The organism is Staphylococcus gallinarum (assembly GCF_000875895.1).
Lineage (GTDB): Bacteria > Bacillota > Bacilli > Staphylococcales > Staphylococcaceae > Staphylococcus > Staphylococcus gallinarum.
This window is the reverse complement of sequence record NZ_JXCF01000212.1, coordinates 1-716: the sequence shown is the minus strand read 5'-3', so window position 1 is coordinate 716 and position 716 is coordinate 1. Positions and strand designations below refer to the sequence as shown.

Genomic DNA, 716 nt, shown 5'->3' with positions numbered 1-716 from the left:
TACGGTACTGGTTCAATTGGATTACCTGTATTCGGATCTGTCGGATTTAATGGATCATTTGGGTTAGTCGGATCCGTTGGATCTGCAGGAATATATGGAATATATTTACCTGGTTCTTCTATCTTTTCTTTATAAACATAAGTCACATACTTTGTACCTTTTGTTATATTGCCAATTGGATCACCACCATTTAAATCAGATGATGCATAAATATCCCTCATTTTACTTATAGTTAAGTTGCCTTGATTTGACACTGTTCCAACTGGATACTCACCTGATGGTACTAATTCATATACTTTGTCACCAAAAACAATCTCTTGAGGACGATTATCAACCACTGTATCATATGGTGTATTAAACTTGGTATTTGGGGTATCTTCTACGGCTTCTTTGATTGTGTTTCCTAACTCATCAACATAATTAACTATTAAATTACCTTCTTGAGTAGTGTAATAGTATTCTACAGTATCAGGATATTCAAATCTATTTGAAATATCTAACGTTCTACCATTATCATATCTTGAATTAGTTACTTCTCCCTTTTTTAAGGTAACTGATGAACTAGATGCAGCATCACCACCATCATAGTCAGCAACAGATATAGCATCATTTGATGGTAAACCATCTTTTATAAAACGCACTTTTTGGAAGATTACTTGGCCACCAAAACCATGGTTAAAATACTTTTCTTCTTCAACATTATCAATGATTGTGTC

1 pseudogene is annotated in these 716 nt (G+C 33.7%); it reads right to left on the bottom strand.

From position 1 onward, the window contains the following. A pseudogene (locus tag SH09_RS16750) lies at positions 1–716 on the bottom strand (MucBP domain-containing protein); the annotation flags it as partial.